Source organism: Streptomyces sp. NPDC048420, assembly GCF_040651535.1.
GTDB lineage: Bacteria > Actinomycetota > Actinomycetes > Streptomycetales > Streptomycetaceae > Streptomyces.
In genome coordinates this window covers 1-12,800 of record NZ_JBEZKG010000027.1, presented here as the reverse complement: position 1 = coordinate 12,800, position 12,800 = coordinate 1, and the positions used below count along the sequence as shown (strand labels likewise).

The window sequence follows — 12,800 nt, the reverse complement described above, 5'->3', positions numbered from 1 at the left end:
AGGGCATGGGTGAATTCGGGTGAGGAAAGGAGAAAGCGCGGCGGATCAGAGAAGGGTGATCAGGCCGCGGCGCAACAGGAGGCGCTGGAGACGCGCGCGAGGTCGACATGGCGTCGCCGCGTGAGGTCCAGTCGCATCTTCATGCCGTCGATCGTGACAGCCCCCTGCGAGGGGCGTCAAGGAAAACCCCACCGGTCTCGTATCGCGGACCATTGAATTTCACGAACGTGTGACAGGGAAACCCTTGAACGTGCCGTGAATAGGCCCGCATTCTGCTGGACGTGCGGACAGAGCAGCTGGAATACATAGCGGCGGTGACCCGGCTCGGTTCGCTGCGCCGGGCGGCGGAGGAACTGCGCCTGTGGCAGCCCGCGTTGAGCGAGACCGTGCGGAACCTGGAGCGGGAGCTCGGGGTGGACCTCCTCGAACGCAAGCGGTCCGGGGCGACGATGAGCACCGAGGGACGGGAGCTGCTGCCGCACATCGTCGGCGTGCTGGAGGCGGTGGACCGGCTCCGGGCGGCCGCGGGTGAGCAGCACCGCATCAGCCGGATGGTCCGGGTGGGCACGGTGAACGCGGCGACCGTGCCGTTGCTGATTCCGGCGGTCGAGGACTTCCGGACCGCTCATCCGGTCACCCAGGTCGAGGTGGTCGGCGCGCAGCAGACGGACATCCAACGGGCGCTGTCCGAGGGCGGGTTCGACCTCGGCCTGGTCAACCACCTCGACGGCGACGACACGCCCGCCGGGTTCGAGTCCACGCAACTGCTGCACGGGCGGCCGGTGGTGTGTCTGCGCCCGGACAGTCCGCTGGCCGCGCGGACCGGTGTGTCGGTGGACGAGCTGCTGACCCAGCCGTTGATCGCGATGCGCACCGGCTATGTCATGCACCGGTTCGTCCACCGGCTCCTCGACGGTCGGGGCTCGGCGTTCGCGTACTCCACCGACGGCGCCGAGATGGGCAAGCTGATGGTGGCGGAGGGGCTGGGGGTGACCGTGCTGCCGGACTTCAGCGTGGTCGGGGATCCGTTGGAGCGGCAGGGCACGATCACCCACCGGCCGATCGAGGGCGACACGACCCGGGTACTGCTGATGCTCCAGCGCCGCAGGGCGGAATCGGTGCCGCAGGCCGCGCGGGACCTGTACGAGGTGCTCGTGCGGCGGGCCCGTCAGCTGGGCGGGACGCTCACACCGCCCGGCTGAGGAGGCTCGTTCAGTCGTCGTCGCGCCCGGGGACGACCACGAGGAACGCGTCCGACTTCAGATCCATCACGACGGTCGCGGGCTCGCCCTTCGCCCGTCGCTCCGCCGCGTACTCCTCCGCCGGCCACGATCCGCGAGGAGCTCCCGCAGGAAACCGCTCCAACACCTTCGCGCCCATAGCGGCGACCACCTCCAGCATCGATCTTCGACTCGCACCGACCTGTCTCCTGCCAGTGCGGCTTCCCGCGATCGGCGCGATCATGTTCCTGACGTTCACCACATACCGCATCCGAAGCGGGCCACCGCCCGGAAGTGATCAGCAGGGGGGTTCCGACACGAGGACCGAGGGCCGATGGAGCACGACGACACACACGAGGGGCCGCTCTGCCTGGTGACCGGTGCCACGGGGTACATCGGCGGCCGGCTCGTCCCCGAACTCCTCGCGGCGGGATACCGGGTGCGCTGTCTGGCCCGCTCGCCCGACCGGCTGCGCGACCATCCCTGGGCCGACCGTGCCGAGATCGTGGGCGGTGACGTCACGGACGCCGCGTCCGTCGCCCGGGCCATGGACGCCGTGGACGTGGCGTACCACCTGGTGCACGCGATGAGCTCCGGCGAGGACTTCGAGGAGACCGACCGCAGGGCCGCACGCGTCTTCGCCGAGCGCGCCGCGGCCGCGGGCGTACGGCGGATCGTGCACCTCAGCGGACTCACCCCGGCGGCCGTGCCCGAGCACGAGCTCTCCCCGCATCTGCGCTCACGCGCCGAGGTGGCCGGCATCCTGCTGGCCTCCGGCGTGCCGACCACCGTCCTGCGGGCGGCCGTCGTCATCGGCTCGGGCTCCGCCTCGTTCGAGATGCTGCGGTACCTCACCGAGCGCCTGCCGGTGATGGTCACCCCGAGCTGGGTGCACACCCGCATCCAGCCCGTGGCGGTCCGCGACGTGCTCCGGGCCCTGGTCGCCGGCGCCGGTATGCCGTCGGACGTCAGCCGGGCCTTCGACGTCGGCGGCCCCGACGTGCTCACCTACCGGCAGATGATGCTGAGGTACGCGGCGGTCGCCGGACTGCCGCGCCGGATCATCCTTCCCGTGCCGGTCCTCACCCCCGGGCTCTCCAGCCACTGGGTGGGCCTGGTGACGCCGGTGCCCGCCTCCCTGGCCCGGCCGCTCACCGAGTCGCTGCGGCACGAGGTGGTCTGCCACGAACACGACATCGCCCGCTTCCTTCCCGGCCCGCCCGTGCCTCCGGTCGGCTTCGACGACGCCGTACGACTGGCTCTGCAGCGGGTGCGGGAGGCGCGGGTGACCACCCGGTGGTCGTCGGCCTCGGTGGCCGGTGCGCCGAGCGATCCGCTGCCCACCGATCCCGACTGGGCGGGTGGGAGCCTGTACACCGATCACCGGGAGCTCGCCGTCGACGCCTCGCCCGAGGCGCTGTGGCGGGTCGTCGAGGGGATCGGCGGCGCGAACGGCTGGTACTCCTTCCCGCTCGCCTGGGCGGTGCGGGGTTGGCTGGACCGGCTGATGGGCGGGGTCGGGCTGCGCCGGGGCCGCCGGGACGCGGCGCGGCTGCGGGTCGGCGACTCGCTGGACTTCTGGCGGGTCGAGGAGATCGAGCCCGGCCGGCTGCTGCGGCTGCGGGCCGAGATGCGGCTGCCGGGGCTCGCCTGGCTGGAGATGCGGGCCGACACCGACGAGGACGGCCGTGCGATCTACCGGCAGCGCGCCCTGTTCCATCCGCACGGCCTGCTCGGCCAGGCGTACTGGTGGATCGTCTCCCCCTTCCACGCGGTCGTGTTCGGCGGCATGGCCCGCAACATCGCCCGGGCGGCGGCGAGTACGCCTGTCGTCACTCGCACCGCCTGACCAGAGCTGATCACCCCCACTCCCCGGAGTTCGCACCATGAGCATCTCCATCGTCCTGTTCACTTGCGACCTGCGTCTGCACGACCACCCACCGCTGCGGGCGGCCCTGGACGGCACCGAGCAGGTCGTCCCGCTGTTCGTGCGGGACCGGGCCGTGGACGCGGCCGGGTTCGCCGTACCGAACCGGCTGGCGTTCCTCGCCGACTGTCTGCGTGACCTCGACGCCGGTCTGCGGGAGCGGGGCGGCCGACTGGTCGTGCGCACCGGCGATCTCGTCGACGAGGTGTGCAAGGTGGCGGTCGAGGCGGACGCCGACGAGGTGCACATGGCGTCCGACGTCAGCGCGCACGCGCACCGGCGCGAGGAGCGCGGCGCGTACGTACGGCGCTGGATACCCGAACTGGCCGGGCTGGAGGGGCCCATGGTGCACGAGCCCTGGAAACTGCGGGGGCTCGACCGGGCCGCGTTCGACTACCCGCATCCCCTCCTGGAACTGTCCGACGGGCTCGCCCGCTTCAGACGGGGCCGCGGCCGCGACTGAACTCAGACCGGCTCGGCGCCGTACAGACCGGCCAGGGCGTCGACGGCGTCCCTGAAGACCGTCGGCCGGAGCAGGCCCTGGGCGGAGCGGCCGAGCCAGCCGGGTCCGCCCAGCACGACCAGCGGCTTCCTGCGCGCGCCCTTCATGCCCCACCGGGCGTCGGCGACATGGCGGGCCAGTGGCAGGCTCGCCGTGGACCGGGCCTGTGCCCACAGGACGACGGCCGCAGGGCCGAGCCGCTCCACCGCGGCGGTCAGTGCCTCCACGGGTACGGCGGCCCCGAACATCCTGGTGGGCAGGCGCAGTTCACCAAGGCCGGCGTTGAGGGCTTCCAGGGCCAGCGTGTGCTGCTCTCCGGGAACGCAGGCCAGCACCACGGGCCCGGGTCCGAGCGCGTCGCCGTGTCCGGCGGGCGGCCGGGTGCAGCGGCGCAGCACGGTGGAGATGTGCCAGGACAACAGGTGCTCGACCTCGACGTAACGGTCCCCGGACGAGGCCCATTTGCGGCCCACCGCGTGCAGCGTGGGCACCATCACCTCCTGCCAGGCGACGGCCAGGCCGTGGTTGTCGACCGCGGCGGCGAGCTGCTCCTCCACGGCGGGCGCGTCGAGACGTACGGCGGCGCGGGCGAGGCCCCGGCACTCCTGGCGCACATCGCCCAACGGGAGCGTGCCGGCGGCCCGGGACCGCGCGCGGGTTCCCGGTTCCGGTGTTCTCGGCGGGACCTGGGCTCCGCCCGCCGCCCCGGCAGCGCTCTCCTTGGCGACCCGCGCCGCCTCGGCGGGCGGTACCCCCGCGGAGGTGAGGCGGCACATCGTCTCCAGCACGGCGACGTCCCGCGGGGCCCAGCGGCGGTGCCGGCCGTCGCCGCGGACGGCGGGGCCGATGCCGTAGCGGCGGTCCCAGGAACGCAGCGTGGTGGGCGACACCCCGAGGCGACGGGCCAGCGCACCGGTGGTGAGGCTGGTCGCGGTGTCCCGAAAGGCCGGTGCCGACGGCGCCTCCGGCTCCTCGCCGTCCGGAAGGTCAGGCATGGGACGACTATACGACGCAGAAGCGATGCAAGTTGATCCCTTGCCTTTCGGGCTCGGACGATGGCGGCACATCACAGGCTCCGGCCTGGCGCGTCTCCCCCGATCCGCCCGGCCGAGCCGTTCCCCGTAAGGAGGCGCCGTGTCCGAGTGGGACGTACCCGCTGAGTCGCCTGCCGACGAGGAGCTGGCGGGCGGACTGGTGGCAGACGACGAGGAATCCCTGACGGTCGCGTACCGACGCTGGTCGCCCCTCGTGCACACGCTGGCCCTGCGCTCCCTGGGTGACGCGAAGGAGGCCGAGGACGTCACCCAGCAGGTCTTCCTCGGCGTGTGGCGCGGGCGACTGGGCTACCGGGCCGAGCGGGGCACGCTCCCCGGATGGATCGTCGGCATCACCCGGCGCAAGATCGCCGACGCCCTGATCTCGCGGTCCCGGCGACTCGACCTGGTTGCCGCGGCGGGCTCCCGTCTCGCGCTCACCGAGCACTCCGGGGACCGGACGGAGGTGGCCCTTGACCGGTTGGTGGTCGGCGCCGAACTGGCCAAGCTCCCCTCGGCCCAGCAGAGGGTGCTGCGGCTGACGTTCTACGAGGATCTGAGCCAGACCCAGATCGCCGAGCGCACGGGTTGGCCACTGGGCACGGTCAAGAGCCATGCGCGGCGCGGACTGTACCGGCTGCGACGCGGACTCGAATTCGCTTTCGACGCAGAAACGGTGCGATGATCGTCGGCGACGCCGACGCGAGTTTCCCGGTCGGAGCTCCCCTGGGACGACTACACATAAAGGAAAAATAAGCGCAGAATATACGCAGGCGGCGCTTACCGCACACCGCACCAGACGCGGTCGGGCCTGCAAGTCAAAGGAGACGAGTCATGGCCAACGTCTCGCACACCAGAGGTGACATCACCAGCCACCCAGACGCCTCAGAGATGCGGGAACGTTACGCCCGCATGCTCGGCGGTCGCGATGTGGCACTCGTGGACGGACCGGTCTTCCTGCTCGGTCTGTACTGCGCCGTATCCCCGTGGATACTCCACTACACGACGAGCCAGCCCGCTCTCGTGACCCACAACCTCATCGTGGGCATAGCGATAGGTCTGCTGGCCCTCGGGTTCACCCAGACCCCCGAGCGCATGTACGGCCTCAGCTGGGCCTTCTGCGCGGTCGGCATCTGGATGATCATCGCTCCCTGGGTCGTCGGCGACAGCCCCGACGCCGGTGTCGCGCTGAACAACATCATCATCGGCGCCCTGGCGTTGGTCCTGGGGCTGATGTGCACCGTCACGGCGGCGAGGAGCGCCCCCAAACCGTAGAAGGACCCCCGACGAGGGTGACTGCGAAGGCCGGCCCACCGCGCGTGGACCGGCCTTCACAGTCACCTCGTGTCAATCAAGGAAGGCACCCAGCTCTCCCCGGTGCGCGGCGACCCACTCCCACGCTGCCCGCACCTCGTCCACGGCCCCCTGCTCGCGCAGTCCGACCATGGCCGGATCGCCCCGCAGCGCCCCGGCCTCGATTCCCCGCCGGCACCGGTCCTGCCACCACAGGACCGTGTCCAGGAGCCCGTCCCGTACGTCGAGGCCGTAGGCGTCGCAGACCAGCCGGATGCGGCGGGCGGTGTCCTGTACGTCCGTGACCTCCGGCCCCAGGTCGAGGTACTGCCAGCACACATGGGCGATGTCGTGCATCCGCTCGCCCGGAGCGGCCAGGTCCCAGTCGATGAAGGCCGAAGGGCGCCACGCCGTGTACACGGTGTTCTTCGGTGCGAGGTCGTTGTGGCAGACGACGTCCTGGTCCGCGGCGAGCGGAGTCCCGTGGGTCAGGTCGTGGAAGGCGCGGACGAGTCGGGCGACCTCCACGAGGGCCTCGTCGTTTCGGGCAGCGGCTCGCTCGCGCGGGGTCACGGCGGCCCGCCCCTCGATGTAGCCGAACGTCTCCCTGCCGAGTTCGTCGATGCCGAGGAACCGGGGCGCGCCCCGCCAGCCCGCGCTCTCGAACAGAGCGAGCAACTCACGCACGAAGCACGACCGTTGGGACGGGGTGCGCCGCACGGTCGCCCCGACCCGGACGACCTCGTTGACCGCGCCGCCGCCGAGCACCGACTCCTCCACCGGACCGCCCTCCCCGAGGCATGATCGACTCATGGACACGAACAGGACCTTCACCCTCGTCCCGCCCGTACGCCTCGAAGGCTACGGCGTCCGGCTGCGCGCGTGGACGGACTCCGACCTCGCCGATCTGGTCGCGCTCTACGACGACCCCGAGATGGCCCGCTGGACCCCCGTGGCCTCCCCGTTCGACCCCGACGCGGCGCGCGCCTATCTCGCCGGCGCGAGGGACGGGCGGGCCGAGGGCCGGAAGGTCCAGCTGGCCATCACCACGGACGGCGCCCTTCCCCGGGGTGAGGTACTGCTGTTCCGGAGCGGGGCGGACGAGCGGGACCTGGAGCTCGCCTACGGCGTCGGACCCGCACACCGGGGACAGGGGCTGGCCGGGCGGGCGGTGCGGCTGGCGGCGGAGTACGCCGTCCGGGAGATACGGCCCCGCCGGGTGGTCCTGTGCATCGACCCCGACAACGCGGCGAGCGAGGCGGTCGCCCGGTCCTGTGCGTTCGAGCTCGCGGACGAACCGCCGGTCAGGAGGGTGTCGCGGGGCCGGGAGATCACCCTGCGCACATGGTGCCTGGGGGCCTGAAACCCCGTGGCCCGGTGCGGACTTGGCGTGCCACTCTCGTCGTATGGATCATGCGGAGGTACTGCTCGTCGGAGGACGGGCCGGGGTCGGCAAGACCAGCGTGGGGTGGGAGGTCTCCGCGCGCTTGCGGGCCGCTCAGGTCGCGCACGCCGTGATCGACGGGGACTTCATGGGGCAGGTGCATCCGGCGCCCGAGGGCGATCCGCACCGGGCCGCCATCGGCGAGCGCAACCTGACCGCCGTGTGGGGGAACTACGCCGAACTCGGCTACCGGCGGCTCGTGTACGTGAACACCGTGAGCGTGCTGGAGGAGTCGACGGGAATGTTCCGGCGGGCGATGGGCGAGGGCGTGCGGATCGTACGGGTGCTGCTCACCGCGACCGACGAGACGGCCGAACGACGGCTGACCGGACGGGAACTCGGCTCCGAACTGGAGCAGGAGCTGCGCAGCAGCGTCCGCAAGGCACGGATGCTGGACGAACGTGCGCCCGCCGACACGCTGCGCGTGGTGACCGACGGGCGCACGGTGATCGACATCGCGGCCGAGGTGACGGCCGCCACCGGGTGGGTCCCGGCGGGGATCAGCTGACGTTCAGTGCCGTGTCGTCGATGACGAACGACGTCTGAAGGGTCGAGCCCTCGGTGCCGGTGAACTTGAGAGTGACGGTCTGGCCCGCGTAGCTCGCCAGGCTGAAGCTGCGCTGGGTGTAGCCGGAGGCCGCGTTGAGGTTCGAGTACGTGGCCAGGGTGCCCAGCACCGTGCCCGAACTGTTCAGCACCTGGACCTTGAGGGTGTCGTAGGCGGTGCTGGTGGTGGTCTCGGCGGTGTCGACGTGCAGGTAGAAGCTCAGCGTGGCCGTACCGCACGTGGACGGGATCGTCACGGACTGGGACAGGGTGTCGGTGCGCGCGGAGCCGTAGCCGTCGAGCCAGGCGTAGTAGGAGCCGGTGCGGGCGGACTCGTCACTGGAGTTGGTGATCACGCCGCTGGTCGCGCTCCAGGTCGAACTCCCGGACTCGAAGCCGTTGTTGCCGAGGAGCTGGGCGGCGGTGCAGGTGCCGCCACCCCCGCCCCCGCCGCCGCCACTGGTCCCGGCGGCCAGCCACTCGGTGGCGTTGAGGGCGAGGGCGGCGTTGGTGGCGCCGGTGTCGTTCCAGCCGTCGTAGAGGGTGTTGCCGGACTGGCCGGTGTCGTCGTCGATGGGTGAGCTGTCGCCCCAGAAGGCGACGCGGCCGCTGCCGAAGGTGCTCGTGGCGAAGAAGGCGCCGGTGTTGCCGGAGTAGCCGGTGCGGTAGAGCAGGCCCTTGACGTTCGCGTTGTCGGCGGGCTTGAGGGTGGCCGTGGTGCCGCTGGCGATGAGGCTCTTGGTGACGGTGCCGAAGGAGCCGTGCAGGACGGGGTCGCTGCTGTCGCTGATGGCGGCCGGGTAGCCGGAGCTGATGTCGAGCGAGTCGATGGAGAAGCCGAACGGGTCGGTGGAGTCGACGCTGTTGTTGGTCATCAGGTCGTTGAGGATCTCGACCGCGTCCTCGCCGTCGTTGTTGCGGTCGGCGCCGGTGTGGTCGGAGATCATGAAGAGGCCGCCGCCGTTCTTCACGAAGTTCATGATCGCGGTCTTCTCGGCGGTGGTGAAGAGGGTGTTGGGCTCGGGCAGGACCAGGGTGTCGAAGTTCGACAGGTCGGTGGCCGAGGAGCCGCCGTAGGTGAGGGCGCTGGTCGCGGTCTTGAGGCTGTAGTTCCCGGTCTTCTGGAGGGCGACGCCCCAGGAGGAGATGGCGCCGGTCCAGTCGGTCTCGGCGGAGGGCGAGGAGTCCTGGCCGAGGGGGTCGGGCTGGCTGGTGGAGATGATCCAGTCGGCGTTGCCGGCCGTCTCGGCGTGGGCGTTGTCGAACAGGATCCGGTGCGGGGTGGCCGCGTGGGCGGGGGTGGCGGTGACCTGGACGGCGACACCCGTGGCGACCAGGGTGAATCCGGCGAGGACCGCGCCGAGTCTGTAGCGGGGTCCGGTGAGTCCGAGCATCCGGAATACCTCCGTGAGGAGTTGGGGAGGGAGTGCTGTGGGGGGCGGGGCTACGCGCATAGAACAGGACCAGTTTGAACGGTACATGACATACAGAAGGCTGAACAGAACCGATCCGGACTGTCCCCGGCTCCAGCGGGCAACCGCTCTTCATCGGGGCTCATCGGAAAAGGGGCGGAGATGGAAGTCGACGGCATCATCAGTGCCATCGTGATCGGCATAGTCATCGGTGTCCTGGGCCGGCTTGTCGTTCCGGGCCGTCAGCGCATCGGGATCCTGTGGACCATCGCGGTCGGCATCATTGCCGCGCTGATCGGCTCGGCGATCGCCGGGGCCTTCGACGTGGCCGACACCAAGGGCGTCGACTGGGTCGAGTGGCTCATCCAGATCGGTCTCGCCGCGCTGGGTGTGGCGGCACTGGACCGGTCGAAGGCGCGCCGCTGACGGTCGTACGAGAGAAGACACCGGACACGGAGGAAGACAGCACGGGTGCAACCGCGGCGCGCCGGGACTCCGGCGCGCCGTCGTGTGCGACGCCCGCAAACGTTGCGCCCGCCGGGCCCCTGCGGCCGGCCTCGGACGATGGCGGTGTGCGACCGGGACCGCCTGAGCTCGCGGTGCACGGCGCCGAGCGGCGGCGGGGTGCGGGGACCCGGCTGCTGGACGCCGTCGGCGGCGCCGCCAAGGCGGAGCAGCGGCGGTCGGTGATCGCGCAGGCCCTGCACCGTCGACCTGTTCTGGCCCTCGTCCACGTCTGTCTGACGCCGGCCGACCTGGACAGCGGGGCGATCGACGCTCTCGTCGAACTCCCCCGCCGTTCGCCGACCCGCGGCGCGCGAGGACGACCTGCCGATGGAACGGCAGCGTGGTCGGCTTCTCCGAACTGGTCGTGCCCGGCGACGGCCCGCTGAATGAAGGCCGCGGCCATCCGCCACGCCCGCGAACGCCCCTCACCACAAGGCCGTGGAGTGTCAGCTCGAACTGTGATCACCGGGTCGCGGCGCGCAGTGCGGCCAGACCGTCGCGGCTGGAGGGGTACGCGGGCGTCCAGCCCAGTTCACGCTCGGCCTTGGCGGCCGACACCTTCATCTTCGCCTGGAACATGGTGTGCGCGTACGACAGCGGCCTGGTCAGCCACAGCGGTACGGTCATCGGCTTCGGCAGCCCGAACTCCTCGGCCACGCACAGCAGATGGCCGCGGAATCCGAGCGGGGTGCGGTCCACGATGTTGTACGCCTGGCCCGGGCGCCCGTGCTCGACCGCGGCGGCCACCGCGCGGCCCGCGTCGCTGAGTTCGACCCACGGCAGGACCCGGTCACGGTCGGCGGGGACGGGCAGCTGCCGCTTGCGCAGCAGTTCCAGGATGGTGTCGGTGCCGCCGGCGCCGTAGAAGGCTCCGAAGCGGAGCGCGACCCCCTCCAACCCGGGTGTCCCGAAGGTGAGTTGCTCCTTGGTGCGCATCCCCGCGAGATGCCGTTCCAGCTCCGCGGTGGTGCCCCGGGGGCCGTAGTCGTCCTCCTCGGTGATCAGATGGTCACCGAAGTCGCCGTAGCCGTATCCGAAGACCATCGACTCGGCGATGAAGCGGCGGGCCCCGGTGAGCTGGGCGGCCTCGATCAGGTGGGCGCTGCCCTCGGTGCGCAGGGCGTCGGTGGCGTACATGTCCCGGTGGCGCATGGGTGGCTTGCGCAGGGCGGTCGCCGCGTGGACGACCGTGTCGAAGTGCTGTCCGTCCACCGCGCGCAGCAGGGCGTCGCGGTCCATGAGATCGGCCTGGACTCCGTTGCCCTTGCTCCGGCCGAGACCGGTGACCTTGTGGCCCGCGTCGGTCAGGGCCGTGGCGATGTGGCGGCCGAGGACGCCGCTCGCGCCGGCGAGGAGGATGCTCTGGTTCTGGTTCGTGGTCATGCCGATGTGACGGACGGGGCGGGCCCGGATGTGACATCCGGGCCGCAGGAATTCTTCTCAGCGCCGGGGCCGGTACAGATGGGGCTGCGTCGTCGTCAGCGGTTCGAAGCCCAGACGTTCCAGGATGGGGCGGCTGGCGGCCATCGCGTCGACCTGGAGATAGCGGTATCCGCGCTCCACGGCGGCGCGGGCACGGTGGGCGACCAGGGCCCGGTAGATTCCGCGGCCGCGCCAGCCCTCGACCGTGCCGCCGCCCCACAGGCCGGCGAAACGGGAGCCCGGCACGAGTTCCATGCGGGCCGCGCTGACCGGCATGTCACCGGCGAGGGCGACGACCGCGACCACCGACTCGGGGTCGTCCTGAAGGCGGGCGAGCAGCTGGTGCCGCAGCCGGGAGCTGTCGGTGCCGAAGGCCTTCTCGTGCACGTCCGCCACGAGATCGACGCCCGCCCGGTCGGTGACCGGAAGGAAACGGATCCCCTCGGGTGGCTCGACGTCCAGGCTGAGACCGGCGACCTCGGCGATCATCAGGGTCTCCTCGGGCTCGGGGACGAACCCGGCCGCCCTGAGCCGTTGCCCCAGGTCGAAGGGCAGATCGTGGCCGTACAACTTCCACTCGAATTCGCGTTCGAGGCCGGAGTAGTACGCGACCTGCTCGGCGATCGCCAGGTCAGCGCTCGTCTCGTCCAGGTCGGACCAGACGACACCGTTCCAGCCGTGCTCGGCGGCGACCTGGCGGACCACGCCACCGGTCCGCTCCACTCGGGCACCGGGACCGTCCGGCTGTGCGCCTTCGCGCATGTCCCGGTCGTAGAGGGCGAGTACCGCAACATGATCCATGTGCCCACTTCATCACCCGCCGGAAGCCGCGGCAATGGCGGGCCGTACCGGTAGGGTCGTTCGCCATGGTCGTGAAGGACACCGAACTGCCGTATCTGCACCGCTGTGTGGAGCTGGCCACTGAGGCTCTGGAAGCCGGGGACGAACCGTTCGGTTCGGTCCTGGTGGGTGCGGGCGGCGAGATCCTCGCCGAGGACCACAACCGTGTGGCCTCGGGGGACCGCACCCGGCACCCCGAGTTCGAGCTGGCCCGCTGGTCGGCGGCGCACATGACGCCCGAGGAGCGGACGGCGGCCACCGTGTACACGTCCGGTGAGCACTGTCCGATGTGCGCGGCCGCCCACGCCTGGGTGGGCCTCGGACGCATCGTCTACGTCGCCTCGTCCGAGCAACTGGCCGAGTGGCTGACCCAGTTGGGCGTGCCGGAACCGCCGGTCAGGACCCTGCCGGTCAACGCGGTGGCCCCGGGTGTGGTCGTGGAGGGGCCGGTGCCCGAACTGGCGGAGCGTGTACGGCAGTTGCACCACCGGTTCCACCGGCGCTGACACCCTTCCCCCGGGGCGGGACCTACACCCGCGGCGGAGGCCCCGCCGGTCGTCCTTGGGTTCCAGGGGTCGTCGCAACACCGCCTGGTTTTAGGTGGTGAGTAGATCACGTAGACGCTCGGCTGGAGTAACCCAGCCGAGCGTCTT

General features: G+C 71.2%; 17 protein-coding genes. 10 read left to right on the top strand and 7 right to left on the bottom strand.

Annotated features, from left to right (window positions below):
* Positions 1 to 59: 59 nt before the first annotated feature.
* Positions 60 to 137 carry a putative leader peptide gene (locus AB0D34_RS37880; protein WP_350786652.1) on the bottom strand — a complete coding sequence of 26 codons (78 nt, stop codon included), beginning with the start codon at positions 135 to 137 and terminating at the stop codon, positions 60 to 62.
* A gap of 144 nt (positions 138 to 281) precedes the next feature.
* Between AB0D34_RS37880 and AB0D34_RS37875 the strand changes: the two genes are divergently transcribed.
* The gene (locus AB0D34_RS37875; protein WP_362670364.1) at positions 282 to 1,202 is read left to right on the top strand and encodes a LysR family transcriptional regulator; all 921 of its coding nucleotides are present in this window, start codon (positions 282 to 284) and stop codon (positions 1,200 to 1,202) included.
* 10 nt (positions 1,203 to 1,212) lie between these two features.
* Here AB0D34_RS37875 and AB0D34_RS37870 read toward each other — a convergent pair whose 3' ends face one another.
* The gene (locus AB0D34_RS37870) at positions 1,213 to 1,401 is read right to left on the bottom strand and encodes a hypothetical protein (protein WP_362670361.1); all 189 of its coding nucleotides are present in this window, start codon (positions 1,399 to 1,401) and stop codon (positions 1,213 to 1,215) included.
* A gap of 153 nt (positions 1,402 to 1,554) precedes the next feature.
* Here AB0D34_RS37870 and AB0D34_RS37865 point away from each other — a divergent pair, with 153 nt between their 5' ends.
* Complete coding sequence (locus tag AB0D34_RS37865; protein ID WP_362670359.1) at positions 1,555 to 3,069, top strand: SDR family oxidoreductase; 1,515 nt, start codon at positions 1,555 to 1,557, stop codon at positions 3,067 to 3,069.
* A 37-nt stretch (positions 3,070 to 3,106) separates the two neighbouring features.
* Complete coding sequence (locus AB0D34_RS37860; protein ID WP_362670357.1) at positions 3,107 to 3,610, top strand: deoxyribodipyrimidine photo-lyase; 504 nt, start codon at positions 3,107 to 3,109, stop codon at positions 3,608 to 3,610.
* Positions 3,611 to 3,612: 2 nt separating this feature from the next.
* On the opposite strand, the gene AB0D34_RS37855 is transcribed toward AB0D34_RS37860, so the two are convergent.
* On the bottom strand, positions 3,613 to 4,644 hold the full coding sequence (locus AB0D34_RS37855; RefSeq protein ID WP_362670356.1) for a MerR family transcriptional regulator: 1,032 nt from the start codon (positions 4,642 to 4,644) through the stop codon (positions 3,613 to 3,615).
* A 139-nt stretch (positions 4,645 to 4,783) separates the two neighbouring features.
* Between AB0D34_RS37855 and AB0D34_RS37850 the strand changes: the two genes are divergently transcribed.
* Positions 4,784 to 5,368 carry a sigma-70 family RNA polymerase sigma factor gene (locus AB0D34_RS37850; protein ID WP_362670352.1) on the top strand — a complete coding sequence of 195 codons (585 nt, stop codon included), beginning with the start codon at positions 4,784 to 4,786 and terminating at the stop codon, positions 5,366 to 5,368.
* Positions 5,369 to 5,517: 149 nt separating this feature from the next.
* On the top strand, positions 5,518 to 5,958 hold the full coding sequence (locus tag AB0D34_RS37845) for an SPW repeat protein (protein WP_362670349.1): 441 nt from the start codon (positions 5,518 to 5,520) through the stop codon (positions 5,956 to 5,958).
* Positions 5,959 to 6,030: 72 nt separating this feature from the next.
* Here the strand turns inward: AB0D34_RS37845 and AB0D34_RS37840 are convergent, their stop codons facing one another.
* Entirely contained in the window at positions 6,031 to 6,789 is a 759-nt protein-coding gene (locus AB0D34_RS37840) for a phosphotransferase (protein WP_362670346.1), read from the bottom strand.
* Between AB0D34_RS37840 and AB0D34_RS37835 the strand changes: the two genes are divergently transcribed.
* Together AB0D34_RS37835 and AB0D34_RS37830 are read left to right on the top strand one after the other, a co-directional pair.
* Positions 6,788 to 7,339, top strand: a complete 552-nt coding sequence (locus tag AB0D34_RS37835) for a GNAT family N-acetyltransferase (RefSeq protein WP_362670343.1) — start codon at positions 6,788 to 6,790, stop codon at positions 7,337 to 7,339. The two genes, AB0D34_RS37840 and AB0D34_RS37835, sit on opposite strands and share 2 nt — an antisense overlap.
* Positions 7,340 to 7,382: 43 nt before the next feature.
* Complete coding sequence (locus AB0D34_RS37830; RefSeq protein WP_362670340.1) at positions 7,383 to 7,928, top strand: hypothetical protein; 546 nt, start codon at positions 7,383 to 7,385, stop codon at positions 7,926 to 7,928.
* On the opposite strand, the gene AB0D34_RS37825 is transcribed toward AB0D34_RS37830, so the two are convergent.
* A complete protein-coding gene (locus tag AB0D34_RS37825; protein ID WP_362670337.1) occupies positions 7,921 to 9,360 on the bottom strand; it encodes a hydrolase in 1,440 nt (479 codons plus the stop codon). The genes AB0D34_RS37830 and AB0D34_RS37825 overlap by 8 nt on opposite strands.
* 180 nt (positions 9,361 to 9,540) lie before the next feature.
* On the opposite strand from AB0D34_RS37825, the gene AB0D34_RS37820 reads away from it, so the two are divergent.
* Positions 9,541 to 9,804, top strand: a complete 264-nt coding sequence (locus AB0D34_RS37820) for a GlsB/YeaQ/YmgE family stress response membrane protein (protein ID WP_362670335.1) — start codon at positions 9,541 to 9,543, stop codon at positions 9,802 to 9,804.
* Between the two features lie 146 nt (positions 9,805 to 9,950).
* Complete coding sequence (locus AB0D34_RS37815) at positions 9,951 to 10,271, top strand: hypothetical protein (RefSeq protein ID WP_362670332.1); 321 nt, start codon at positions 9,951 to 9,953, stop codon at positions 10,269 to 10,271.
* Between the two features lie 76 nt (positions 10,272 to 10,347).
* Here the strand turns inward: AB0D34_RS37815 and AB0D34_RS37810 are convergent, their stop codons facing one another.
* Both AB0D34_RS37810 and AB0D34_RS37805 read right to left on the bottom strand, forming a co-directional pair.
* Complete coding sequence (locus AB0D34_RS37810; protein WP_362670330.1) at positions 10,348 to 11,268, bottom strand: NAD(P)-dependent oxidoreductase; 921 nt, start codon at positions 11,266 to 11,268, stop codon at positions 10,348 to 10,350.
* 57 nt (positions 11,269 to 11,325) lie between these two features.
* A complete protein-coding gene (locus AB0D34_RS37805; RefSeq protein ID WP_362670327.1) occupies positions 11,326 to 12,108 on the bottom strand; it encodes a GNAT family N-acetyltransferase in 783 nt (260 codons plus the stop codon).
* Between the two features lie 65 nt (positions 12,109 to 12,173).
* Between AB0D34_RS37805 and AB0D34_RS37800 the strand changes: the two genes are divergently transcribed.
* Positions 12,174 to 12,653 carry a nucleoside deaminase gene (locus AB0D34_RS37800; protein WP_362670324.1) on the top strand — a complete coding sequence of 160 codons (480 nt, stop codon included), beginning with the start codon at positions 12,174 to 12,176 and terminating at the stop codon, positions 12,651 to 12,653.
* The last annotated feature ends 147 nt before the right edge of the window (positions 12,654 to 12,800 follow it).

Excerpts from the sequence above, each read along its gene's own strand:
- AB0D34_RS37880 (WP_350786652.1), bottom strand. The coding sequence starts at position 137 with ATGCGACTGGACCTCACGCGGCGACGCCATGTCGACCTCGCGCGCGTC.
- AB0D34_RS37870 (WP_362670361.1), bottom strand. The coding sequence starts at position 1,401 with ATGCTGGAGGTGGTCGCCGCTATGGGCGCGAAGGTGTTGGAGCGGTTT.
- AB0D34_RS37865 (WP_362670359.1), top strand. The coding sequence starts at position 1,555 with ATGGAGCACGACGACACACACGAGGGGCCGCTCTGCCTGGTGACCGGT.
- AB0D34_RS37860 (WP_362670357.1), top strand. The coding sequence starts at position 3,107 with ATGAGCATCTCCATCGTCCTGTTCACTTGCGACCTGCGTCTGCACGAC.
- AB0D34_RS37855 (WP_362670356.1), bottom strand. The coding sequence starts at position 4,644 with ATGCCTGACCTTCCGGACGGCGAGGAGCCGGAGGCGCCGTCGGCACCG.
- AB0D34_RS37845 (WP_362670349.1), top strand. The coding sequence starts at position 5,518 with ATGGCCAACGTCTCGCACACCAGAGGTGACATCACCAGCCACCCAGAC.
- AB0D34_RS37835 (WP_362670343.1), top strand. The coding sequence starts at position 6,788 with ATGGACACGAACAGGACCTTCACCCTCGTCCCGCCCGTACGCCTCGAA.
- AB0D34_RS37840 (WP_362670346.1), bottom strand. The coding sequence starts at position 6,789 with ATGAGTCGATCATGCCTCGGGGAGGGCGGTCCGGTGGAGGAGTCGGTG.
- AB0D34_RS37830 (WP_362670340.1), top strand. The coding sequence starts at position 7,383 with ATGGATCATGCGGAGGTACTGCTCGTCGGAGGACGGGCCGGGGTCGGC.
- AB0D34_RS37825 (WP_362670337.1), bottom strand. The coding sequence starts at position 9,360 with ATGCTCGGACTCACCGGACCCCGCTACAGACTCGGCGCGGTCCTCGCC.
- AB0D34_RS37820 (WP_362670335.1), top strand. The coding sequence starts at position 9,541 with ATGGAAGTCGACGGCATCATCAGTGCCATCGTGATCGGCATAGTCATC.
- AB0D34_RS37810 (WP_362670330.1), bottom strand. The coding sequence starts at position 11,268 with ATGACCACGAACCAGAACCAGAGCATCCTCCTCGCCGGCGCGAGCGGC.
- AB0D34_RS37805 (WP_362670327.1), bottom strand. The coding sequence starts at position 12,108 with ATGGATCATGTTGCGGTACTCGCCCTCTACGACCGGGACATGCGCGAA.
- AB0D34_RS37800 (WP_362670324.1), top strand. The coding sequence starts at position 12,174 with ATGGTCGTGAAGGACACCGAACTGCCGTATCTGCACCGCTGTGTGGAG.